We start from the raw sequence: 20,907 nt of genomic DNA on the forward strand, positions 1-20,907 counted from the left end.
CACTGTGATCGTACGAACCATCGACGAGCTGGACGGGACGGACCGTGACGTCCGGCACGGCAACTGGCGCAGTCGCCGGATTCTGCTCGCCGGTGACGGCGTGGGGTTCTCGCTGCACGAGACCGTCCTCTACGCGGGCACCGAGACGACGATGTGGTACGCCCACCACGTCGAGGCCGTCTACTGCGTGGAGGGTGAGGCAGAGCTCACCGACCACGAGACCGGTCAGACCCACCGCATCGTGCCCGGCACGATGTACCTGCTCGACGGGCACGAGCGGCACACGGTGCGGGTGACGAAGGAGCTGCGCACCGTGTGCGTGTTCAACCCGCCCGTGACCGGACGGGAGGTCCACGACGAGCGCGGTGTCTACCCGCTGATCATCGAGGAGCCCGCCGGACCCGGACGCGACAACCTGGAGGTGACGGCATGACCGCCGTGCAGGACCGCAGGATCGACCGCTATCCCACCCGGCAGGCCGCTGAGCCCAGCCTGCTGCCACGCACGGACCCGGTGGTGTGGGGTGGCGCAGGCGACGGCCCGATCGACGAGGCCGGGCTGGCCGGCTTCGACGCCGACGGCTACCTGGCCGTGGACGCGCTGCTGCGCCCGGACGAGGTCGACCGCTACCGCGCCGAGCTGGTCCGGCTCTCGGCCGACCCGGCGATGCGGGCCGACGAGCGCACGATCATCGAGCGGAACTCCCAGGAGGTCCGGTCCATCTTCGAGGTGCATCGCAGCAGCGAGATCTTCGCCGAGCTCGTCGCGGATCCGCGGGTCGTCGGCCGGGCCCGGCAGCTGCTCGGCTCGGACGTGTATGTCCACCAGAGCCGGGTCAACGTCAAGCCGGCCTTCTCCGGCAACGGCTTCTACTGGCACTCCGACTTCGAGACCTGGCACGCCGAGGACGGCATGCCGGCGATGCGGGCCGTGAGCATCTCGATCGCGCTGACCGAGAACCATGTCCACAACGGCGCGTTGATGATCATGCCGGGCTCGCACCGGACGTACGCCTCCTGCGTCGGCGAGACTCCTGCCGACCACTACCGGGAGTCGCTGCGCAGCCAGGAGATCGGCACGCCCGACACCGGCAGCCTGACGGCGCTCGCCGAGCCCCGCGGGATCCAGCTGTTCACGGGGTCGGCAGGTTCCGCCACCCTCTTCGACTGCAACTGCATGCACGGCTCCGGCAACAACATCACGCCGTACGCGCGGTCGAACGTCTTCATCGTGTTCAACAGCGTCGAGAACGCCTGCCAGGAGCCCTTCGCCGCTCCGTCGCCCCGCCCGACGTTCGTCGCGAGCCGGGACTTCATGCCGGTCGGCGGCTGACCGTTCGTCGGGCCGGCCCGGCAGACTCGGCGGCGTGCGAAGGCCACCGGTCCTGCGGACGGGACCATCAGGTGTCCTGCTGGGCGCGCTGCTGCTCGCGGGCTGTGCCGCCGAACCGGCGCCGACCCGCACCACCGCGCCTACCGGGCTGCCGGTGCCACCCGACGCGCAGGAGGCCACCGTCGTCCGGCTCGTCGACGGCGACACCGTCCAGCTGCGCGGCCGGGGTGTCGGCCCGCTGCCAGCCGGGCCGACGCGCGTACGCCTTCTGCTCATCGACACTCCGGAGGTGCACGCTGAGCAGGAGTGCTTCGGCGAGCAGGCCTCCGACCGGGCGGCGCAGCTGTTGCCGGCCGGCTCCCGCGTCCGGGTTCAGGCCGACCGTGACCCGCAGGACCGGTTCGGACGCGCGCTGCTACACCTCTGGAACACCGACGGCGTGAACGTGGGCGAGGCGCTGGTGCGTGAGGGCTTCGCCGAGGTGCTGCTCGTGCGGCCGAACGAGCGTTACCTCGGCGCCTTCGAGCAGGCCGAGCGGGAGGCCCGCGACGCCGGCCGGGGGCTCTGGTCGGCCTGCGGTTGATCAACGCCGCCCTTCCGCAGATTCTGAGCCGCGAAAATGTGCGCCAAGCCGGCGTTGATCATGACCAGGGGCGTCAGCCGGCGCCCGCCTCGCGCCCTCGGTCCCGGCTCCGCACCGCCGGTAGGATCGGCGTCATGTTGCCGTTCCCTTCGCTGCTGCTCATCGCGGTGATCCCGTCCGTCGCGTGCACGCATCGGGCGGCCGACCGGTCAGGGCCGGGGAAGCGACGTCACCGCTAGTGCCGGTCACCAACGAGGAAGCTGCACGCACGTACGAGGTGCGCACCTACGGCTGCCAGATGAACGTGCACGACAGCGAGCGCATCGCCGGCCTGCTCGACGCCGCCGGTTATCGACCGGCGCCACCCGACGCGACGCCCGACGTCGTGGTGTTCAACACCTGTGCGGTGCGGGAGAACGCCGACAACCGGCTCTACGGCAACCTCGGCCACCTCAAGCCGGTCAAGGACGGCAAGCCGGGCATGCAGATCGCCGTCGGTGGCTGCCTCGCGCAGAAGGACCAGGGGCTCATCACCCGCAAGGCGCCGTGGGTCGACGTCGTCTTCGGCACCCACAACGTGGGATCGCTGCCGGTGCTGCTCGAGCGGGCCCGCATCGAGGAGCGGGCGCAGGTCGAGCTGCTCGAGTCGCTCGAGGTCTTTCCGAGCACGCTGCCCGCCCGCCGCGAGTCGACCTACAGCGCCTGGGTCTCGATCAGTGTCGGCTGCGACAACACCTGCACGTTCTGCATCGTGCCGAGCCTGCGCGGCAAGGAGGAGGACCGCCGGCCCGGTGACGTGTTGCGCGAGGTCGAGGTGCTGGCAGCGCAAGGGGTGCTCGAGGTGACCCTGCTCGGCCAGAACGTCAACTCCTACGGCCGCTCCTTCGGCGACCGCGGCGCCTTCGGCAAGCTGCTGCGTGCCGTCGGCGCCGTCGAAGGCATCGAGCGGGTCCGCTTCACCAGTCCGCACCCCCGCGACTTTCCCTCCGACGTCATCACCGCGATGGCGGAGACCCCGGCGGTCTGCCCGAGCCTGCACATGCCGCTGCAGTCCGGCAGCGACGCGGTGCTCAAGGCGATGCGCCGCAGCTACCGCAGCGAGCGTTTCCTCGGCATCCTGGCGCGGGTGCGTGAGCAGCTGCCGGCCGCCGCGATCACGACCGACATCATCGTCGGCTTTCCCGGCGAGACCGACGCCGACTTCGAGGACACCCTGCGCGTGGTGGAGGCCAGCCGCTTCGCCGGCGCCTTCACCTTCCAGTACTCCCCACGCCCCGGGACCCCCGCTGCCGACCTGCCGCCGCTGCCCAAGGCGGTCGTGACCGAGCGGTACGACCGCCTCGTCGCGCTCCAGGACCGGATCTCGTACGAGGGGATGCAGTCGCAGGTCGGCCGGACCGTCGAGGTGCTGGTCAGCCGGGGGGAGGGGCGCAAGGACGCCGATGGCAGGCGAACCGGACGCGCGCGTGACAACCGGCTGGTGCACCTGGCTGCCGCTCCGGGCGTACGGCCCGGGGATGTCGTCGAGACGGTCGTGACCAGGGCCGGCCCGCACTACCTGGTCGCCGACGGGCCGCTGCTGTCGCACCGGCGCACCGCCGCCGGCGACGCGTGCGAGACCGGCCGCACCCCGCGTACCGCCGGCGTCGGCCTCGGCATGCCCGGGGTCGGCGCGCCGCCTCCGCTGCCGGTCGCGACGGCCTGCGGGTGAGGGGCCGGCAGCCCTTCCTGGCGTGCCCGGCGGCACCGCCCGCCCGGCTGCACCCGGGCGGGTGCTTCCCACCGACCGCCTTCCCGGTGTTGACTGCTCCCGTCCGCCCCGATCCCGGGGCGCAGCACCCGGGAGGTCGGTCGGATGCCCGTCAAGGACGACGCTGCTGCTGCTCGGCGCACCGTGCAGGCCCTCAAGCAGGCCGTGGCCGGGCTCACGCGGCACTACTCGGATTCCGTCGACGTGCGCCGGCTCCAGACCGATGTCGGGCGGCTCGACGCCGACCTGGACCTGCTGTGCGGGACGGCGCTGCCCCGGGAGGTCGACGATGCGCCGCGCGAGCCGCTGGAGGTCATCGCGGACCGGGAGTACTCGCACGACTTCTGGATGGACGCCGAGGACGAGGGGCTGGGCAGGTCCGACATCCGCTGATCCGCGTCCGCCCCGAGTAGAGGAGCCCGTCCCGCATGACCACCACCGTTCCGTCGGGAACCGACGCGCCCGGCCGGGCGAGCATCGCCGCGAGGACCCTGCGCACGGACAGGTGGTGGCTGCAGCCGCTGATCACCGTCACGGTCTTGGTGCTGTTCATCGCCTACTCGACCTGGCGGGCGTTCGAGAACGCGCACTTCTACATCTCGCCCTACCTGTCTCCCTTCTACTCGCCGTGCATCGCCACCGGCTGCGAGGACACGGCCTTCCCCGTGCTGATCCCGGGACCGTCGTTCATCAGCCCGGCGCTGTACATCCTGATCATCCCGCTGGGCTTCCGGTTGACCTGCTACTACTACCGCAAGGCCTACTACCGGTCGTTCTGGCTGTCGCCGCCGGCCTGCGCGGTCGCCGAGCCGCACACGACCTACACCGGGGAGACCCGCTCCCCGCTGATCTTCCAGAACCTGCACCGGTACTTCTTCTACCTCGGCCTGCTCTACCCGGTGGTCCTCACCTACGACGCGGCACACAGCATCTGGGCCCGCGACGACGGCAACTGGCTGGGCCTGGGCACGATCATCCTGTTCGTCAACGCCGCGCTGCTGGCGCTCTACTCGCTGTCCTGCCACTCCTGCCGGCACCTGGTCGGCGGGCGGCTCGTGCACTTCTCCAAGCACCCGGTCCGCTACCGGTTGTGGACCTGGGCGTCGAAGCTCAACGGCTCGCACATGAAGTGGGCCTGGGTCAGCCTGGTCTTCGTCGCGCTGACCGACCTCTACGTGCGGCTGCTGTCCACCGGTGCCATCTCCGACCCGATCCTCTTCTGAAACCACCTACGACGACAGGGACTCCCGCTCGATGACAGACCTCGAACGCCGCTCCTACGACGTCGTCGTGATCGGTGCCGGCGGTGCCGGACTGCGTGCGGCCATCGAGGCGCAGGAGCAGGGGGCACGTACGGCCGTCGTCTGCAAGTCGCTGCTCGGCAAGGCGCACACCGTCATGGCCGAGGGCGGCATCGCCGCGGCGATGGGCAACGTCTACGCCGAGGACGGCTGGCAGGTGCACTTCCGCGACACGATGCGTGGCGGCAAGATGCTCAACCACTGGCGGATGGCGCAGCTGCACGCGCAGGAGGCGCCGGACCGGGTCCGGGAGCTGGAGGACTGGGGCGCGCTGTTCGACCGCACCCCCGAGGGGCTGATCTCCCAGCGCGACTTCGGTGGGCACCGCTACGCGCGACTGGCCCACGTCGGCGACCGCACCGGACTCGAGCTGATCCGCACCCTGCAGCAGCGGACGGTCGCGCTCGGCATCGACGTCTACATGGAGTGCACCGTCACCCAGCTGCTGACCGGGGAGGACGGCAGCATCAACGGCGCGTTCGGCTACCGCCGGGAGAGCGGGCGCTTCGTGGTCTGGCAGGCACCGTCGGTCGTGCTGGCCACCGGCGGCATCGGCAAGTCGTACAAGGTCACGTCGAACTCCTGGGAGTACACCGGCGACGGGCACTCGCTGGCGCTGCAGGCCGGCGCGACCCTGGTGAACATGGAGTTCGTCCAGTTCCACCCGACGGGGATGGTCTGGCCGCCGTCGGTGCGCGGCATCCTGGTCACCGAATCGGTGCGCGGTGACGGCGGGATCCTCAAGAACTCCGCCGGCAACCGCTTCATGTTCGACTACATCCCGGACTTCTTCCGCAAGGAGACGGCCGAGACCGAGGCGGAGGCGGACCGCTGGTACACCGACAAGAAGAACAACCGCCGCCCGCCTGAGCTGCTGCCGCGTGACGAGGTCGCCCGGGCCATCAACAGCGAGGTCAAGGCCGGCCGTGGCTCACCGCACGGCGGGGTCTTCCTCGACATCGCCTCCCGCCACGACGCGGACTACATCCGCAAGCGGCTGCCCTCGATGTACCACCAGTTCATGGAGCTGGCCGAGGTCGACATCACGAAGGAGCCGATGGAGGTCGGCCCCACCTGCCACTACGTGATGGGCGGCGTGGAGGTCGACCCGGAGAGCGCCGCGGCGGTCGTGCCGGGGCTCTACGCCGCCGGCGAGGTGGCGGGCGGCATGCACGGCAGCAACCGGCTCGGCGGCAACTCGCTGTCGGACCTGCTGGTGTTCGGCCGACGCGCGGGCACCGCCGCCACCGAGCGGGCGAAGACGACGAAGGCGTCGGTGCTCCGGGAAGAGGCCATCTCGGTCGCGGCGCGCGCCGCGCTGGAGCCGTTCGAGCGGGAGGGCGGGGAGAATCCCTACACGATCCACCAGGAGCTGCAGACGGCGATGAACGACCTGGTCGGCATCATCCGGACCGCCGACGAGATCCGGCAGGCCCTCATGCGCATCGAGGAGCTGAAGGTCAGGACCAAGGCGCTGACCGTCGAGGGGCACCGGCAGTACAACCCGGGCTGGCACCTGGCCCTGGACCTGCCGCACATGCTGCGCGTGTCCGAATGCATCGCCAAGGCGGCGCTCGAGCGCGAGGAGAGCCGGGGCGGGCACACCCGCGACGACTTCCCCGGACCTCGCGACGAGTGGGGTGCCCTCAACGTCATCTGCACCGCCGACGGCGAGGGCATCGCGCTGTCGCGCAAGCCGTTGCCCGTGATGCCCGCCGAGCTGGCCCAGATCTTCGAGGAGAGCGTATGAGCTACGAGGCCACGCTGCGGGTCTGGCGCGGGGACGCCACCGGTGGAGAGCTGCGCGACTTCACCGTGCCGGTGAACGAGGGAGAGGTCGTCCTCGACATCATCCACCGGCTGCAGGCCACCCAGGCGCCGGACCTCGCGGTGCGGTGGAACTGCAAGGCGGGCAAGTGCGGCTCGTGCAGCGCCGAGATCAACGGCCGGCCGCGGCTGATGTGCCTCACCCGCATGGGCACCTTCGCCGAGGAGGAGGTCATCACGGTCACGCCGCTCCGCGCCTTCCCGGTCATGCGCGACCTGGTGACCGACGTCGGCTTCAACTACGAGAAGGCCGCGCAGATACCGGCGTTCGCGCCACGACAGCGCGACACCGACGGCAACCACAGGATGCAGCAGGTGGACGTCGAGCGGTCCCAGGAGTTCCGCAAGTGCATCGAGTGCTTCCTGTGCCAGGACACCTGCCACGTCGTGCGCGACCACGAGGAGAACAAGAGCGCCTTCGCCGGTCCGCGCTTCCTCATGCGGGTCGCCGAGCTCGACATGCACCCCCTCGACACGGTCGACCGGCGCCAGCTCGCCCAGGACGAGTTCGGACTCGGGATGTGCAACATCACCAAGTGCTGCAGCGAGGTGTGCCCGGAGGGGATCCACATTACCGACAACGCCCTCATCCCGCTGAAGGAGAGGGTCGTCGACCGCAGGTTCACGCCACGCACCTGGCTCGGCCGGACCATCCGCCGCCGGGAGTGACGCAGCCGTTCAGCCGTCCAGGCGGAAGCCGACCTTCAGCGTGACCTGGAAGGCGGCGATCTGGCCCTCCTCGACGCGGCCACGGATCTCCGTAGCTTCGAACCACTCGACGTTGCGCACGGTCCGCGACACGCGCGAGATCCCGTTGCGGATCGCCTGCTGCACCGACTCGTCCGACGAGCCGACGACCTCGGTGACCCGGTAGATGTGGTCGCTCACGGGGACCTCCTCCTAGATGGTGAAACCGCAGGATGCCACTCCGCCGGGCGTTCGCGCACGTGGGCGGCCCGGATCCTGCCGGCGCTAACGGTCGGGTCACGATCCCGCTCCCCCGCCCGGCGGGTGCGTTGCCGCCAGGCGTAGCGGCGATAGGGTCTCTCGACCTCATCCCGACCGGACAGGAGAGCTGGCGTGCCGGAGCCGCTCGTTGTCCTGTCGGGGGTCAACAAGCACTTCGGTGACCTCCACGTCCTGAAGGACATCGATCTGACCGTGGACCGCGGTGAGGTCGTGGTCGTCATCGGCCCGTCCGGTTCCGGCAAGTCGACGCTGTGCCGGGCCATCAATCGGCTCGAGACCATCGACGACGGCACCATCGCCATCGACGGCGAGCCGCTGCCGGCGGAGGGCAAGCAGCTCGCCCAGCTGCGGGCGAAGGTGGGCATGGTCTTCCAGTCCTTCAACCTGTTCGCACACAAGACCGTGCTGGAGAACGTGACGCTCGGGCCGGTCAAGGTGAAGGGCGTCAAGAAGTCCGAGGCCGAGCGGCGCGGCAAGGAGCTGCTCGACCGGGTCGGGATCGGCAACCAGTCCGACAAGTACCCCGCGCAGCTGTCCGGCGGTCAGCAGCAGCGCGTCGCCATCGCGCGGGCGCTGGCGATGGACCCGATGGTCATGCTCTTCGACGAGCCGACCTCGGCCCTCGATCCGGAGATGATCAACGAGGTGCTGGACGTCATGACGTCGCTGGCCAAGTCCGGCATGACGATGGTGGTGGTGACCCATGAGATGGGCTTCGCCCGGCGTGCCGCGGACCGGGTGGTGTTCATGGACCAGGGCAGCATCGTCGAGCAGGCGAGCCCGGAGCAGTTCTTCTCCCACCCTGAATCCGACCGCGCACAAGACTTCCTGTCCAAGATCCTGTCCCACTGACCGTCCCACCCGGAGGGCCGGCGCTGCCGAGTCCCGACAACCAGAAGGACACGTCCATGCGAACTCTGCGCTTCAACTCGCTCGCCCTCGCGGCGGCGCTCTCCCTGACCCTGGCCGCCTGCGGAGGGGGCGGCGGGAACGACGACGACACGGCGGCGCCGGTCGACACCGAGGCCAGCTTCGAGGCCGGCACCCGGATGGCCGAGCTGGCCGCGGCCGGCAAGATCCGGGTCGGCACGAAGTTCGACCAGCCGCTGTTCGGTCAGAAGGGACTGTCCGGCGAGCCGGAGGGCTTCGACGTCGAGATCGCTAAGATCATCGCCGCCAAGCTCGGCATCTCCGAGGACAACATCGAGTTCATCGAGGCCGTGTCGGCCAACCGCGAGCCGTTCCTCCAGCAGAACCGGGTGGACATGGTCGTGGCGACCTACACCATGAACGACAAGCGCGACGAGGTCGTCGACTTCGCCGGGCCGTACTTCCAAGCCGGCCAGGACATCCTGGTGGCCAAGGGCAACCCGAAGGGGATCAACGGCCCCGAGGACCTCAAGGGCAAGAAGACCTGCTCGGTCAGCGGCTCCACCCCGGCCGCCACCGTCCAGGAGGAGTACGGCATCACCACGGCCGAGCTGACCCTGTTCGACACCTACACCAAGTGCCGCGACGCGCTCGGCAACGGTCAGGTGGACGCCGTCACCACCGACAACGTCATCCTCGCGGGCTATGCCAGTGAGGCCCCGGACAAGTACGAGCTGGTGGGCGCGCCGTTCACCGAGGAGCCGTACGGCATCGGCATCCCGGAGGGACAGGAGGAGTTCTGCGACTTCATCAACGACACGCTGGCCGAGGCTGCCGAGGACGGTTCCTACGCCAAGGCGTTCGAGAGCACGGCCGGCACCGTCATCGAGGACACACCGGAGCTGCCGGAGCCCAAGGGCTGCGAGAACTAGCCGTTCCCGTCTGACAAAGGGGTCGATCGGTCCGTGGACGCTGTCCTTGACAACCTCGACGTCTTCGCCGAGGGCTTCAGGACCACCGTCTCGCTGACGTTGCTGGCGGCGATGGGGGCGCTCGTGCTGGGCACCCTCATCGCCGCCATGCGCGTCTCGCCGGTCCCGCCGCTGAGGTGGGCGGGCGCCACCTACGTCAACCTGGTCCGCAACACCCCGCTGACCGTGGTGTTCTTCCTCGTGGTGTTCGGCCTGCCCGAGGTCGACGTCATCGTGTCCTTCTACCGGTTCGCCGTCATCGCGCTGTCGCTCTACACCGCGGCCTTCGTGGCCGAGGTCGTGCGTTCGGGCATCAACAGCGTGGCCGCCGGCCAGGCCGAGGCGTCCCGTGCCGTCGGGATGACCTTCGGTCAGACACTGCGGCTGGTCGTCCTGCCGCAGGCCTTCGTCAACATCGTCCCGCCGATGGCGAGCGTCTTCATCGCGCTGTTGAAGAACACCTCGATCGCTTACGCGTTCGGCGTGTTCGAGGCGACGCAGGCGATGAACCGGCTGATCACGGCCAACGGCGCCGACGTCATCGCGATCGTGGCGACCGCCGCCCTGACCTACCTCGCGCTCGCGTTGCTGGCCAGCGCCGCCTTCGGCTTCCTCGAGCGTGCCGTGACGGCCAGCCGATGACGACGCCGGTCCTCTACGACGTCCAGGGGCCGCGCGCGCGGCGCCGGGTGCTCCTCAGCAGCCTGGTCGGCGGCGTCGTGCTGCTCGGCCTGCTCGCCCTGGCGGCCCGCCGGCTGCATGCCAACGACCAGTTCGAGTACGCGAAGTACGAGCCCTTCCTCACCGAACCGCTGCTCTACGAGCGGCTGCTGGAAGGGCTGCAGAACACGCTCACCGCGGCGGCGTACTCCCTGGTCCTGGCGCTGCTGTTCGGGGTGGTGTTCGCCTTCGGGCGGCTGTCGCACGCCTGGTTCGTACGGCTGCCCGCCACCGCGGTCATCGAGTTCTTCCGCGGCGTACCGCTGCTGCTGCTCATCCTCGCGCTGTTCCTCGCCTTCCCGCTCGTCGTCGGCGTCGAGCTGCCCGCGCTGTGGGCGCTGGTCATCGCCCTCACCCTGTACAACGGCTCGGTCATCGCCGAGATCATCCGCGCCGGCATCCAGGCGATTCCGAAGGGCCAGACCGAGGCGGCGTACGCGACCGGGCTCGGCCGCGGGCAGACCCTGCGCCTGGTGCTGCTGCCGCAGGCGGTCCGGGTGATGCTGCCGGCCCTGGTCAGCCAGCTGGTCGTGTTGCTCAAGGACACCTCGCTCGGCTTCGTCATCGGCTACGCCGAGCTGCTGCGCACCGGGGGTCAGCTCGTGCAGGTGCTCAACAACCCGATCCAGCTCTACCTGGCCATCGCGCTCATCTACATCGTGCTCAACTCCTCGCTGTCCGCGCTGGCCGGTTACCTGGAGAGCCGCCAGCGCCGCACCGTGGGGGCGACCGCGGCGCTCGCGCCGACCGAGAGCGGCGCCGTCCTCTGAGTCCGCACGTGCTCGCCGTCGTCGGCCCGACCGCCGCCGGCAAGTCTGACCTCGGCATCGCGCTGGCCCGGGCGGTCGGCGGCGAGGTCGTCAACGCCGACTCCATGCAGCTCTACCGCGGCATGGACGTCGGCACGGCGAAGCTGACCGCCGAGGAGCGGCAGGGCGTGCCGCACCACCTGCTCGACGTGTGGCCGGTCACCCGTACCGCCACCGCCGCCGACTACCAGGCGCTGTGCCGGGGCGTCGTCGACGACCTGCTCGCCCGCGCCGTGGTGCCCGTCCTGGTCGGCGGCTCCGGGCTGTACCTGCGGGCGGCGCTGGACGACCTGCACTTCCCCGGCACCGACCCCGCGCTGCGTGCGGAGCTCGAGGCCGAGCTCGAGCGGGACGGCCCGCTCGCCCTGCACCGCCGGCTCGCCGCGCTGGATCCCGACGCCGCCACCCGGATGGAGCCCAGCAACGGCCGGCGGGTCGTGCGGGCGCTCGAGGTCGTGCTGCTCACCGGCTCGATGCCCGGGCAGTTGACGTCCTACGGCGAGCACTATCCGACGACGTACGTCGGTGTCGACCGGCCCGACCTCGCCGACCGGATCGCCACCCGCGTGGACCGGATGTGGGCGGCAGGGCTGGTGGCGGAGGTGCGCCGGCTCGAGGGTGAGGGGCTGCGCGAGGGAGTCACCGCCAGCCGCGCGCTCGGTTACGCCCAGGTGCTCGGTGTACTCGACGGCCGGTGGGACCAGGCGCACGCGCGCGAGCTCACGGTCACCGCGACCCGGCGGTTCGCCAGGCGGCAGCGGGCGTGGTTCCGCCGGGACCCGCGGGTGCACTGGCTGGACCCCGCACAGGACCTGCTGCAGCAGTCGCTGGCCCTCGTGCCGGGCGCCGTAGGCTGATGCGGTGACCGCCGGCCTGCACTTCCTCAAGGGGCACGGCACCGAGAACGACTTCGTGCTCCTGCCCGACCCCGACGGCCGGATCGACCTGACCCCCCGGCTGGTGCAGCGGCTCTGCGACCGGCGTGCCGGGCTCGGAGCCGACGGGGTGCTCCGCGTCGTGCCGAGCGCGCTGGAGCCCGATGCCGCGCCGTACGCCGACCAGGCCCACTGGTTCATGGACTACCGCAACGCCGACGGCTCGGTCGCCGAGATGTGCGGCAACGGGGTGCGGGTCTACGCCCGCTACCTGCTGCACGCCGGCTTGGCCGCGCCCGGTCACCTGCGGCTGGCCACCCGCGGCGGGATCAAGGAGGTCGACGTCTCGGCGGGGGACGGGCCGGTCAGCGTCGACATGGGGCCGGCTCTGGTCGGCGAGCCGGTCGACGTGGACGGGGTCCCGGCGACCGCGGTCGACATGGGCAACCCGCACGCCGTCGTGCCCGTCGCGTCCGTCGCCGCCCTGGGGGAGCTGAAGACCTCCCGGCTGGACCTCAACGTCGAGTACGTCGAGGACCTCTCGGCCACCGCGATCCGGATGCGGGTGCACGAGCGCGGGGTGGGGGAGACCCGCAGCTGCGGCACCGGTGCGTGCGCGGCCGTGGTCGCCACCGCGCTGCGGACCGGCGCCCCGCGCGACACGCCGTACGACGTCGACGTGCCCGGCGGCTCACTGACCGTGACCTGGCGCGAGGACGGGCACGTGGTGCTGACCGGGCCGGCGGTCCTGCTGGCGGAGGGAACGGTGAGCGAGCAGTGGCTGACGGCCTGACACCGGCGCAGGCGGCCGCGGCCGTGAAGGATGCCGTCGGCGGGTGGGGTTTCACCTGGATGAGCGACGCCGGGGTGCGCGCCCGCGGCAAGGCCGAGCTCGGCCTGCGCGGTCGCCCGCTCTACCACCTGGGCCGCGGCGGGGCGCTCGGTGACGTGCCGGTCGAGGTGGTCGTCGCCGCCGAGGCCTTCTTCCCGCCGGAGGTGGTGCGCGCCGCCTGGGAGCAGGGGCGGGCGGTGGTGGAGCCGCTGGCCGCGGCGGTGGCCTACGCCGGCTTCTGTGCCGATGTCTTTCGCGAGCGGCACGGCGACCGGGCCGGGCTGCCGCGTCTGGTCGAGCTGCTCGAGCCGGTGGTGGACGGCGCCGAGGCCGCCGGCCTGCCGCTGTTCGCCGGCTGGCGGGCGCTGCCACGCCCCGACGACGCCGCCGGACGGGCCGGCCTGCTGCTGAACGTGCTGCGCGAGCACCGCGGGTCGGTGCACGCGGCCGCCTGCGCGGCGGTCGGCCTCGGTCCGCTCGAGGCGATCATGGCGGGGTCGTACGGGGAGGCGAACGCACGGTTCTTCGAGTGGCCGGAGCCCTATCCGGATCCGGCGCCGTACCGCGCGCGGTGGGATGCGGCGGAGGAGCTGACCGCCGCGGCCGCCGGCCCTCCGTACGACATGGTCAGCGCAGCCGAGCGGGTCGAGCTGGTGGACCTGGTGAACGGCACGCTCGCGGGGTGATGCGGGGCGCGGGCGGTGTGGGTGTCGGGGCAGTGCGGGGTGTCGCTATACGTGGTGCCGGTGCCGCGGTGACTGTCCGGCGTGGTCGTCATACCCGAGGCCACCCGTACGTGCTGCCGGTGCCTCGGTGGAGGCCGGGACAACTGCGTAGCCGCGTCGCGCCGGGCGTGGCACGCTGACGGGGATGACCGAGCCTGCCGCGCGCGTTGACCAGTCGATGACTGCTGAACCCGCCTCCCTTCCCTCCGACGGCGCCGTCCGTCTCGACGACGACCTGCTGCCCTCGGAGTTCCACGAGATCGAGGGCGAGGGCTTCGACCTCGAGCAGCGCCAGGGGCTGCGCCGGGTCGCCGGCATCCGTACCGATCTCGAGGATGTCAGCGAGGTCGAGTACCGCCAGCTGCGCCTCGAACGGGTCGTGCTCATGGGCGTCTACGGCTACGGCGACGCGATCGGGGCCGAGAACTCCCTCGCCGAGCTGCAGGCCCTTGCCGAGACGGCCGGCTGTGAGGTGCTCGAGGGCTTGGCACAGCGGCGCGAGAAGCCCGACCCGAAGACCTACGTCGGCTCCGGCAAGGCCAGGGAGCTGCGTGACGCGGTGCTGGCGTCCGGCGCCGACACCGTGATCTGCGACGGGGAGCTCTCGCCCGGCCAGCTGCGGAGCCTCGAGGAGATCGTCAAGGTCAAGGTCATCGACCGGACCTGGCTGATCCTGGACATCTTCGCCCAGCACGCCACCTCGCGGGAGGGCAAGGCGCAGGTCGAGCTGGCGCAGATGACCTACATGCTGCCGCGGCTGCGCGGGTGGGGTGAGTCGCTGTCCCGGCAGGGTGGCGGCGCCGGCGGGTCGGGCTCCGGCGGTGTCGGCACGCGTGGGCCCGGTGAGACCAAGATCGAGACCGACCGACGCCGGATCCGCAACCGCAAGGCCAAGCTGGCCGGCGAGATCAAGCTGATGAAGACCGCGCGCGACACCAAGCGCCAGGAGCGTGAGCGCAATGCCGTCCCGTCGGTGGCGATCGCCGGCTACACCAACGCGGGGAAGAGCTCGCTGCTCAACCGCCTGACCGGCGCCGGCGTGCTGGTGGAGAACGCGCTATTCGCCACCCTGGACCCGACCGTCCGCAAGGCCGCCACTCCCTCCGGCCGGGAGTTCACGCTGTCCGACACCGTCGGATTCGTCCGGATGCTGCCGCACCAGCTGGTCGAGGCCTTTCGCTCGACCCTCGAGGAGGTGGCCGGCGCCGACCTGATCCTGCACGTCGTGGACGGCTCGCACCCGGACCCCGAGGGGCAGCTCGCCGCCGTCCGTGAGGTCTTCGCCGAGATCGACGCGCACCGCATCCCAGAGGTGGTCGTCATCAACAAGTGCGACCTCGCCGACCCGGTGGTGCTCGGGCGGCTGCAGCGTCGCGAAAAGCACGTGGTGGCGGTGTCGGCGCTGACCGGCGAGGGTCTGCCGGAGCTGCTGCAGGTGCTCGAGCAGGAGGTGCCGCACCCGGACATGCTGGTCCGCGTGTTGCTGCCCTACGCCGAGGGAGGCCTCGTCTCTCGGATCCACAGTGAAGGCGAGGTGCTCGCGGAGGAGCACACGGAGACGGGGACCCGGCTCGAGGCGCGCGTCGGTCCGTCGCTGGCGGCCGAGCTGAACGGGTACCTCGTCGCCTGAGCTCCTGCCCCGCGAGGGGAGGGCGGCGCTGCTGGTGGCTGCTTGTCCACAGCGGCCCCTGCGGCGGGTGATCCGCCGCTACTCTCCCGGTCGTGAGGATCCGGGCCGCCGCTGCCGCGCTGGTCATGGCGACCGCCGTCGTGGCCTGCAGCAGCGATCCCGCGCCCAGTCCGCTGCCGACGCTGCCGACGTCGTCGCCGACGCCCAGCCCGCTGTCGGTGCCGGCTGAGGCGCTGGCCGAGACGCCGCATGGAGCTGCGGCGTTCACCCGGTACTTCTTCGACCAGGTGAACCGGGCCTATGTCGCGCGCGACGCAACTGTTGTCCAACGGCTGAGCACATCCGCCTGCGGCTCATGTGCTGCCGTGGTCGGCGACATCCAGCGCTTGAGGCGTGAAGGTCATCAGGTTGCTGGCCAGCGCTACAAGTTGACGTTCTCAGAGGCGGCACCAGCAGACAGCGAAGGCCGGATGATTGTCGACTTCGGCTTCACTGCTGACCCATACGTGGAGAGGGACAGCAGCAGCGCCATCGTCAAGGAGTTTCCAGAGAAAGGGCCACAGGAGGGTCAGACGATGTTGGTCCGCGTCGATGACCAGTGGAGAGTCGCGGCAGTGCGCTTGGTAACCGCATGAAGAAGAGCCGGGCTTCGCGACTGGCGTTCGCCCTCCTGCCTCTGACCTCCTTCCTCTGTTCTTGGATGGAGCAGGAGGCGGTTGCCACTCCGTCATGCCCGCCTACTTGCCTCGACGTAGATGAAAATGCATTTAGCGTCACGGTTGAGCAGGTTTCACATGGGGGAGCGTCGGCCGCAAAGCCGTCCAGCGGCCAGAAGGGCACCATCCCTACCCGCATCATCCAAAGGACCTACGTCCCCACCTGCAGCGGTAATTCGGGTGCTGCTTCGGGGGACTTGTGTCGTTCGGCGGTGGAGAGCTGTCCGGTGGAGGGGGAGGTGCGTTTTTGGGTGTTCACCCGTGAGTTCGACGTGGTGGCCGCTGCGCCGGTGACCGGGTGGAGGCGGGTGGCGGAGCCGTCGACGGTCTGTTTGGGGCCGGAGGATCCGGTGGTCGATCCGGTGGTGGCGATTCCGGCTCTGGTGCAGCGGGAGTTCCGGCGGGTCGTGGTGGTCAAGGGTGTGGCGGAGGTGTCGCCGAGGCCGCAGACGTTGGTGAACATTGCGACGGTGTTCACGACGAGTACGCCGGGCAGCTATGACATTCCGTTGACGTTGTTGGGCCGGTCGGTGGTCATCACGGCGATGGCGCAGCGGTGGACGTGGCATTTCGGGGACGGCGGGTCGGCGGCCACGTCGGTGCAGGGGTCGCAGGGATGGGTGGAGCATGAGTACCGGCGTGCCGGTGACGTGCAGGCGTACGTGGTGATCGACTGGTCCGGTAGCTACCGGGTCGGCGGTGGACCTTCGCGGTCGATCGCGGGTGTGGCGACCACGACGGGTGAGCCGGTGCCGGTGCAGGTCCGGCAGGCCCGCGCCGAGCTGGTGCGCGAGTAGACGGCCGCGTCGCTGGTCTGCCAGTAGCCCGGATGCGCTGGACCGCGGTCAGGTAGACCAGGGCCGTGTGACCCCGGACATGCACCCGGCGACGCAGCCGCCTTCTTCCGTCGACGCTACGACGTCTGGCCGCTTCCCGCGAGCTACCACCGTGATCACGACAACCCGAAGTCGGCTGGATCATGCTTGGAGCTCGCGGGAAGTGCGGACGCGGCCTGGCGATGCGGCGCTGTTGGTGGCTGCTTGTCCACAGCGGCCCTTGCGGCGGGCGATCCGCCGCTACCCTCCCGGTCGTGAGGATCCGGGCCGCTGCTGCCGCGCTCGTCATGTCGACCGCCGTCGTGGCCTGCAGCAGCGATCCTGCGCCCAGTCCGCTGCCGGTGCTGCCGACGTCGTCGCCGACGCCCAGCGCGCTGTCGGTGCCGCCTGAGGCGCTGGCCGAGACACCGCATGGTGCTGCGGCGTTCACCCGGTACTTCTTCGACCTGCTGAACCAGGCTTTTGATAACGCTGACGCCTCTGCGGTTCGGCGCATTAGCGACTCGGCGTGCGGTGGCTGCAACAACCTGATCGAAGCAATCGAACAGGAACCAATTCCAGGTGAACGAGTAGAGGGAGGTGATTTTCAGGTGGTCTTTGCCGAGGCGCCGCCTGTAGAGGACGGTGAAGTCGTCGTTGACCTGCGCTACGCACTGGCGGAGGGTCGTGTCGTCGCTGGTGACGGCCGCATACGCGAAGTCACTCCCGCCAACCCAGGGATAGATGCGCAACTACGGCTCGGGACTGGTCCGGTAGCTACCGGGTCGACGGTGGACCTTCGCGGCTGATCGCCGGTGTGGCGACCACTACGGGTGAGCCGGTGCCGGTGCAGGTCCGGCAGGCCCGGGCCGAGCTGGTCCGCGAGTAGCCGGCCTGCGCCCGAACTGATCCGGGACGAGCCGACCGCGCCGCTGGTCGGCCGTCAGCAGGTCCGCGCCGAGCCGGTCCGCCGGCCGTCGGCGCCACCACGCCGTACGGCCTCCGACCTCTGTCACACCTTGCGCAGCACCGTGACGACCCGACCCAGGATGACGGCGTCGTCGCCAGGGATGGGGGAGTAGGCCTCGTTGTGCGGCATCAGCCAGATGTGGCCGTCGCGCTTCTTGTAGGTCTTGACGGTGGCTTCGCCCTCGATCATCGCCGCGACGATGTCGCCGTTCTCGGCATCGGGCTGCTGCCGGACCACCACCCAGTCGCCGTCGGCGATCGCTGCGTCGACCATCGAGTCACCGATCACCTTGAGCATGAACAGCGTGCCGGTGCCGACCAGCTCGCGAGGCAGCGGGAAGACGTCCTCGACGGCCTGCTCGGCCAGGACCGGGCCGCCGGCGGCGATCCGGCCGATGACCGGGACGTACGCGGGGACCGGGTGGGCGGCCCGCGCGGCGGCCTCGTCCTGCAGCTGGTTGGCGGCTGCCGTCTCGCCGGGCAGCCGCACGTCGACGGCGCGCGGACGGGACGGGTCGCGGCGCAGGAAGCCCTTCTTCTGCAGCATGGCCAGCTGGTGCGACACGCTGCTGGTGCTCGCGAGGCCGACCGCCTCACCGATCTCCCGCACGGTGGGCGGATAGCCGCGGCGCTCGACGGAGTCGCGGATCACCTCGAGCACCTTGCGCTGCCTCGGGGTCAGCCCCGCCTCGTCCGGCGGGCCGTCGGGAAGGTCGCGGACCACGCCGCCGTCGTTCGCGGCTGCCTGCTTGCGCGCCATGGGATCTCCGTCTGCTCGTGGGCCTCGCCGCCCGGGTGACGGTTGGGACGTTAACCCTCCCGAGGTCACGAATCAAACACGTGTTCGAGCGTGTCTGGTCTTTTGTCGGAGCACCTGGGTATGGTGCCGCTCAGACGTTCGAATCGAACACCTGTTCAGTCTCGATACCCGGGGAGCCCTGATGACGCCCACCACCTCCGCCCACAGCCTCCGCCTCACCCGCCGGGGCCGCGCGCTGCTCGTCCTGCTGCTGGCCGGGCTGTTGCTCGCCGCCTTCTCCCTCGGCTCGCAGGCCAGCCAGGCCTCGGACGTCGTGGCGGGTGGCGTCGACGACCGGTTCGAGCAGACGACGGTCCAGCCGGGTGAGTCCCTGTGGTCGGTCGCTCAGCGCATCGCGCCGGATCACGACCCGCGGGAGGTCGTGACCCAGATCCGGCGGCTGAACGACCTGTCGAGTTCGCAGCTCCAGGTGGGCCAGCACCTGCTCCTGCCAACTGCCGGCTGAGCGGGACGAACGATCTTGCGCCGGGTGCTACTGCTTGACCGCGCTGAGCAGCTTCAGCGTCTCCTCGAGCAGGAGGTCACCGGTGCAGCGATCGATGGCGTAGCTGTCCTCGTAGTTGACGAAGAAGTAGCCGCCGGCGAAGAAGCCGAGCCCCTGCTGGCCCACCGGGTGGATCTCGAACGATTGCGGCATGTAGCCGAGTGCGTCGTTGGTCTGCGCCAGTGGGAAGGTAATCCTACCGGTGTTCTTCTCCTTGACGGTGTTCGTGTAGTTGGCGAACACCTCGCCGGGCGCCGCGGTCAGCACGATGTCGTTGCCGATCCGGGCGGCGCTCACTGGCAGCTCCACCGACTGCGGCGACGCCGACAGGCACGGCGCCTCGGCACTTTCCCCGACGCTGACGACGGCCGGCGTCGTGCTGAACTTGCGGTCGAACAGACCCGGCGTCCCCAGCGCCGTCAGCGGGACGTTCGTCAGCGCCGAGGTGGTCGTCGTCTGCGTGACCTTGACCGTCGTGTCGTCCACCTGTCGACCGGAGCCGACAGGCGGGACGAGGTTTGCCAGGTTGGTGCCCATGGTCCGGCCGCCGGCGTTGGACAGGTTGCCCAGGCCGGTCATGAAGTGCAGGCCGATCCCGCCGAAGCGCTCCTCGAGCCGCTTCTCGAACTGGCCGGGCCAGTCGGGGTGCGCGATGCCATCGTTGGTGCCCCACGAGGTGGGGTGCGCGGCGTAGGCGCCGAGGGTGGCGATGACCCGCGGTGTGGCCGGCTCCGTCGGCTCGGTGGACGGAGTCGGGGAGGGCTCGTCCTTCCCGCGCGGCGCCCCGTCGCTGCGACCTGGTGCGGCCGGCCCAGCGGCCGGCCCAGCGGTCGGCCCCCCAGCGGTCGGCCCCCCGGCGATCGGCCCCCCGGTCGTCGTGTCATCCCCGGCCGCCGTGTCGTCCGCGGTCGCCGGGCTCGACACGGCCACCGCCCGCAGCCAGCTGAGCTGCGCCTCCTCTGCCGCCCGGTAGGTGTCCCGCCGCTCGGAGTTGAAGGCGCGCGCCTCCTGCTCGCCCGCCTCGAGCGTGGCGGGCTCCATCGTGATGACGGCCTGCTTGGCTGTGGCCTTGATGGCTTCGGTGACCTGGGCCATGTACCAGTTCGGGACGAAGCCCCAGCCGCCGATGAAGTCCGGGGCGGCGTGCGAGTGGGTGGCGTGCAGGATGTGTGAGGCGGCGGTGACGCCGCGCTGCTTCAGCTCCGGGTCCGCGGCCAAGGCCGCGTTGATCTGCTTCGCGCCGCAGTCGGTGCACTTCCTCTCGTAGTCCCACAGCCAGCCCTCACCGTCGAGGACGGTGGTGACGAGGGTCTGCGTCCCATCGCTGAAGGCCATGCTGCGTACCCAGAGCCCGTACTCCTCGTCGAAGGCCCGTACCGGGTTCACCGGGCCGAGGCTGAAGCCCCCCTGGTAGATGCAGTCCGGGTTCTCCGGCCACACCGAGCCGGGATTGGCGATGCCGTCGAGGGCATTGACAGCAGCGGTCGGCAGGTCCTGGAACCACGCCGGCTGGGTGGTCTTGCACGCGGCCGGGTCGGTCTCCCAGCGCGCGTCCGGGAAGCCCTTGCCCTGCATGAGTTCCGGCTGCGGGAGCATCGAGGTCTTGGCCGCACCGACGAGCAGCTGGCCCGCCCCCAGCGCCGCAAGATCGACACCGGCGCTCGCCGCCGCGACCGCGTCGGATTCCTCCCCGCCGGATTCCTCCCCGACGGGATCCGACTGCGACACCGCGCCGGCCGTCGGCAGCGACGGGACCGGGACCGGGACGATGCCGATGCCGGCCCAGGCCGCGGAGACCATGAGCGTGCCGGTGAGACCGGCGAGCAGGGTGGAACGGACGACGGTGCGCATACGGGCTCCAGGCTCGGTGGGTTGCTGTCGTGGTGTTCGCCGCCGCCGCGGGCCGCCC

General features: G+C 70.6%; 23 protein-coding genes. 20 read left to right on the top strand and 3 right to left on the bottom strand.

What is annotated here, in order from left to right:
* Window positions 1–4 precede the first annotated feature (4 nt).
* From WD794_08750 to WD794_08785, 8 genes are all read left to right on the top strand, one after another.
* Window positions 5–433, top strand: coding sequence for an ectoine synthase (locus tag WD794_08750; protein ID MEX2290396.1), 429 nt, complete (start codon window positions 5–7; stop codon window positions 431–433).
* Window positions 430–1,332, top strand: a complete 903-nt coding sequence (gene thpD, locus WD794_08755) for an ectoine hydroxylase (GenBank protein MEX2290397.1) — start codon at window positions 430–432, stop codon at window positions 1,330–1,332. Before WD794_08750 ends, thpD begins: the two co-directional genes overlap by 4 nt.
* 34 nt (window positions 1,333–1,366) lie before the next feature.
* Window positions 1,367–1,915 carry a thermonuclease family protein gene (locus WD794_08760; protein MEX2290398.1) on the top strand — a complete coding sequence of 183 codons (549 nt, stop codon included), beginning with the start codon at window positions 1,367–1,369 and terminating at the stop codon, window positions 1,913–1,915.
* 238 nt (window positions 1,916–2,153) lie between these two features.
* Entirely contained in the window at window positions 2,154–3,626 is a 1,473-nt protein-coding gene (gene miaB / locus WD794_08765; protein ID MEX2290399.1) for a tRNA (N6-isopentenyl adenosine(37)-C2)-methylthiotransferase MiaB, read from the top strand.
* 144 nt (window positions 3,627–3,770) lie between these two features.
* Window positions 3,771–4,058: a hypothetical protein gene (locus WD794_08770; protein ID MEX2290400.1), complete on the top strand. Its 288-nt coding sequence runs from the start codon at window positions 3,771–3,773 to the stop codon at window positions 4,056–4,058.
* A gap of 35 nt (window positions 4,059–4,093) precedes the next feature.
* Window positions 4,094–4,888 carry a hypothetical protein gene (locus tag WD794_08775; GenBank protein MEX2290401.1) on the top strand — a complete coding sequence of 265 codons (795 nt, stop codon included), beginning with the start codon at window positions 4,094–4,096 and terminating at the stop codon, window positions 4,886–4,888.
* Between the two features lie 31 nt (window positions 4,889–4,919).
* On the top strand, window positions 4,920–6,716 hold the full coding sequence (locus WD794_08780) for a fumarate reductase/succinate dehydrogenase flavoprotein subunit (protein MEX2290402.1): 1,797 nt from the start codon (window positions 4,920–4,922) through the stop codon (window positions 6,714–6,716).
* A complete protein-coding gene (locus WD794_08785; protein ID MEX2290403.1) occupies window positions 6,713–7,462 on the top strand; it encodes a succinate dehydrogenase/fumarate reductase iron-sulfur subunit in 750 nt (249 codons plus the stop codon). The genes WD794_08780 and WD794_08785 overlap by 4 nt, the downstream gene beginning before the upstream one ends.
* A 9-nt stretch (window positions 7,463–7,471) precedes the next feature.
* On the opposite strand, the gene WD794_08790 is transcribed toward WD794_08785, so the two are convergent.
* Window positions 7,472–7,681 (bottom strand): dodecin, encoded by a 210-nt coding sequence (locus WD794_08790; GenBank protein MEX2290404.1) that lies wholly within the window; start codon window positions 7,679–7,681, stop codon window positions 7,472–7,474.
* 192 nt (window positions 7,682–7,873) lie between these two features.
* Between WD794_08790 and WD794_08795 the strand changes: the two genes are divergently transcribed.
* From WD794_08795 to WD794_08845, 11 genes are all read left to right on the top strand, one after another.
* The gene (locus WD794_08795) at window positions 7,874–8,614 is read left to right on the top strand and encodes an amino acid ABC transporter ATP-binding protein (protein MEX2290405.1); all 741 of its coding nucleotides are present in this window, start codon (window positions 7,874–7,876) and stop codon (window positions 8,612–8,614) included.
* A gap of 56 nt (window positions 8,615–8,670) precedes the next feature.
* Window positions 8,671–9,564, top strand: coding sequence for a glutamate ABC transporter substrate-binding protein (locus tag WD794_08800; protein ID MEX2290406.1), 894 nt, complete (start codon window positions 8,671–8,673; stop codon window positions 9,562–9,564).
* A gap of 33 nt (window positions 9,565–9,597) precedes the next feature.
* Complete coding sequence (locus tag WD794_08805; protein MEX2290407.1) at window positions 9,598–10,245, top strand: amino acid ABC transporter permease; 648 nt, start codon at window positions 9,598–9,600, stop codon at window positions 10,243–10,245.
* Complete coding sequence (locus tag WD794_08810) at window positions 10,242–11,093, top strand: amino acid ABC transporter permease (GenBank protein MEX2290408.1); 852 nt, start codon at window positions 10,242–10,244, stop codon at window positions 11,091–11,093. Before WD794_08805 ends, WD794_08810 begins: the two co-directional genes overlap by 4 nt.
* 8 nt (window positions 11,094–11,101) lie before the next feature.
* Window positions 11,102–11,989, top strand: a complete 888-nt coding sequence (gene miaA, locus WD794_08815) for a tRNA (adenosine(37)-N6)-dimethylallyltransferase MiaA (protein ID MEX2290409.1) — start codon at window positions 11,102–11,104, stop codon at window positions 11,987–11,989.
* Window positions 11,990–12,005: 16 nt separating this feature from the next.
* Entirely contained in the window at window positions 12,006–12,800 is a 795-nt protein-coding gene (dapF, locus tag WD794_08820) for a diaminopimelate epimerase (GenBank protein MEX2290410.1), read from the top strand.
* Window positions 12,785–13,525 carry a hypothetical protein gene (locus WD794_08825; protein ID MEX2290411.1) on the top strand — a complete coding sequence of 247 codons (741 nt, stop codon included), beginning with the start codon at window positions 12,785–12,787 and terminating at the stop codon, window positions 13,523–13,525. Before dapF ends, WD794_08825 begins: the two co-directional genes overlap by 16 nt.
* Window positions 13,526–13,709: 184 nt before the next feature.
* Window positions 13,710–15,194, top strand: a complete 1,485-nt coding sequence (gene hflX / locus WD794_08830; GenBank protein ID MEX2290412.1) for a GTPase HflX — start codon at window positions 13,710–13,712, stop codon at window positions 15,192–15,194.
* Window positions 15,195–15,286: 92 nt separating this feature from the next.
* Entirely contained in the window at window positions 15,287–15,829 is a 543-nt protein-coding gene (locus WD794_08835) for a DUF6318 family protein (protein ID MEX2290413.1), read from the top strand.
* Window positions 15,830–16,149: 320 nt separating this feature from the next.
* The gene (locus tag WD794_08840) at window positions 16,150–16,707 is read left to right on the top strand and encodes a hypothetical protein (protein ID MEX2290414.1); all 558 of its coding nucleotides are present in this window, start codon (window positions 16,150–16,152) and stop codon (window positions 16,705–16,707) included.
* 293 nt (window positions 16,708–17,000) lie between these two features.
* On the top strand, window positions 17,001–17,534 hold the full coding sequence (locus tag WD794_08845) for a DUF6318 family protein (GenBank protein MEX2290415.1): 534 nt from the start codon (window positions 17,001–17,003) through the stop codon (window positions 17,532–17,534).
* A gap of 203 nt (window positions 17,535–17,737) precedes the next feature.
* Here WD794_08845 and lexA read toward each other — a convergent pair whose 3' ends face one another.
* A complete protein-coding gene (lexA, locus tag WD794_08850) occupies window positions 17,738–18,418 on the bottom strand; it encodes a transcriptional repressor LexA (GenBank protein MEX2290416.1) in 681 nt (226 codons plus the stop codon).
* 217 nt (window positions 18,419–18,635) lie between these two features.
* Here lexA and WD794_08855 point away from each other — a divergent pair, with 217 nt between their 5' ends.
* The gene (locus WD794_08855) at window positions 18,636–18,959 is read left to right on the top strand and encodes a LysM peptidoglycan-binding domain-containing protein (GenBank protein MEX2290417.1); all 324 of its coding nucleotides are present in this window, start codon (window positions 18,636–18,638) and stop codon (window positions 18,957–18,959) included.
* Between the two features lie 27 nt (window positions 18,960–18,986).
* Here the strand turns inward: WD794_08855 and WD794_08860 are convergent, their stop codons facing one another.
* Window positions 18,987–20,849, bottom strand: a complete 1,863-nt coding sequence (locus WD794_08860) for a hypothetical protein (protein ID MEX2290418.1) — start codon at window positions 20,847–20,849, stop codon at window positions 18,987–18,989.
* Window positions 20,850–20,907: the final 58 nt, after the last annotated feature.

This window comes from Mycobacteriales bacterium, assembly GCA_040902655.1.
Classification (GTDB): domain Bacteria; phylum Actinomycetota; class Actinomycetes; order Mycobacteriales; family SCTD01; genus SCTD01.

What these genes read in the sequence shown, in the direction of transcription:
- thpD (MEX2290397.1), top strand. Translation starts at nt 430, where the DNA reads ATGACCGCCGTGCAGGACCGCAGGATCGACCGCTATCCCACCCGGCAG.
- WD794_08800 (MEX2290406.1), top strand. Translation starts at nt 8,671, where the DNA reads ATGCGAACTCTGCGCTTCAACTCGCTCGCCCTCGCGGCGGCGCTCTCC.
- WD794_08770 (MEX2290400.1), top strand. Translation starts at nt 3,771, where the DNA reads ATGCCCGTCAAGGACGACGCTGCTGCTGCTCGGCGCACCGTGCAGGCC.
- WD794_08810 (MEX2290408.1), top strand. Translation starts at nt 10,242, where the DNA reads ATGACGACGCCGGTCCTCTACGACGTCCAGGGGCCGCGCGCGCGGCGC.
- WD794_08855 (MEX2290417.1), top strand. Translation starts at nt 18,636, where the DNA reads ATGACGCCCACCACCTCCGCCCACAGCCTCCGCCTCACCCGCCGGGGC.
- WD794_08780 (MEX2290402.1), top strand. Translation starts at nt 4,920, where the DNA reads ATGACAGACCTCGAACGCCGCTCCTACGACGTCGTCGTGATCGGTGCC.
- WD794_08860 (MEX2290418.1), bottom strand. Translation starts at nt 20,849, where the DNA reads ATGCGCACCGTCGTCCGTTCCACCCTGCTCGCCGGTCTCACCGGCACG.
- hflX (MEX2290412.1), top strand. Translation starts at nt 13,710, where the DNA reads ATGACCGAGCCTGCCGCGCGCGTTGACCAGTCGATGACTGCTGAACCC.
- WD794_08785 (MEX2290403.1), top strand. Translation starts at nt 6,713, where the DNA reads ATGAGCTACGAGGCCACGCTGCGGGTCTGGCGCGGGGACGCCACCGGT.
- WD794_08775 (MEX2290401.1), top strand. Translation starts at nt 4,094, where the DNA reads ATGACCACCACCGTTCCGTCGGGAACCGACGCGCCCGGCCGGGCGAGC.